Raw genomic sequence first — 1,293 nt, forward strand, 5'->3', positions numbered from 1 at the left:
CGCACTGATGACGCGCGAGGTCGCGTGTGAGCGCACGAGATCGTCGATGTTGCGAAATTCACTGATCGCGTTTTCGTGCTGGAAACGCCGAAAGTTTCGCAAGACTGGGTCAGCATCGAGAACCTTCGGAAGCCACCACCTGGCATAACCCAGGCGAAACGCAGCCCGTGTTTCATCAGGTCGGATCGCGCCTGTTTCGATATGTTCGACCAACGACGACAGGTTCGCCAGCATTGCCTGATTTCTGATCCGGCACCAGGCTGACCAATCACGAAGCAGATGCCTCGCACCGACAAGAGCTTCGAGCTTGTCCCTCAGCGTTGCAAGGTCGGCAACATCCTTCTCAAAAAGACTGTCGCGCCCGGCGATCATGCTGAAGCGCCTTTGCGCGTCCTTCAAGCCATCGACCGCCGCCAGCAACCTGTCGCCTGCATGCCGGACCACATCGTCTTCGATCACCGCGCGAAGACACGGCGCAAGAACGCGGAGCGTCGTTCGGGTCTCATCCTGATCGCGGCCCGGAAGTGGGATTGTGGCACGGAGCTCACGAGCGATTTCCAGCACTGCCGCAACGGCTCCGACATCTGTCGCCAGACCACCGACCGGCAGAGGCTTGCCGTTCAAGAGATTCTGGTCGATCGCTGAAAGGCAATCCTTCATGCGCCGCAAAAGAGGGAGATCCCGCTCTGGATCCGCGGAGCCTTGCTCGGCGTAGCTCTGGAGCAGCTTCTGAACTTTGCGCTTGCCAAGCATCGCATTCGGCCAGAATGAAGCGCTTGCCTGCGCCACTGGTGATCCAGGACGTCAGCCTCGAGGTCGCGGACGGCGGCGGCACTGTAGGAAGCAGCAGCCGCCCGGTCTGCTGCGCGATAGGCTTTGATGGAGCTGTCGAGACTTTCCAGCGCTTCAGCACATCGGGCAAAATCCCGATCAAAGACGATCGTGATGTCATGGCCCCGCGATTTCTGTAACACCCTTGCAAGGCCCAACAGTGCCTGCAGTTCGTTTCGCGACAACCGTTCCTCCGGTTTGAGGCCAAGGCGGGTGACAAATCCGTTCGCCGAGTTGACCAACAGGTCTATCGCATTCAACAGCGACTGTGCGGCCGCCATCACGCCATCCTGCCAACCGGAGCTCCATTCGTTGACATTGATGAGATCGAGTGCCGGCTGACGTTCGACCGAACCGAAGACGAGACCGAGTTCGCTGGCAAGATCTTCGAGCTCGCGTAACGTCTGTGAGTCATGTGCGTCACGTTCCAACCACGACAAGCCTGGTGCCGGCGCCTCCGCA

At 59.6% G+C, this 1,293-nt stretch carries 1 protein-coding gene and 1 pseudogene; both read right to left on the reverse strand.

Features of this window, described 5'->3' with window-relative positions; translation table 11 throughout:
* Nucleotides 1-669 (reverse strand): annotated as a pseudogene (locus PDO_RS29135) (DNA helicase); the annotation flags it as partial.
* Nucleotides 657-1,293: hypothetical protein (locus PDO_RS29140; RefSeq protein WP_244426463.1), on the reverse strand; the 637-nt coding region annotated here is incomplete at its 5' end. The pseudogene PDO_RS29135 and the gene PDO_RS29140, both read right to left, overlap by 13 nt.

Source organism: Rhizobium sp. PDO1-076 (assembly GCF_000247475.1).
In the GTDB taxonomy this organism is placed as follows: Bacteria; Pseudomonadota; Alphaproteobacteria; order Rhizobiales; family Rhizobiaceae; genus Allorhizobium.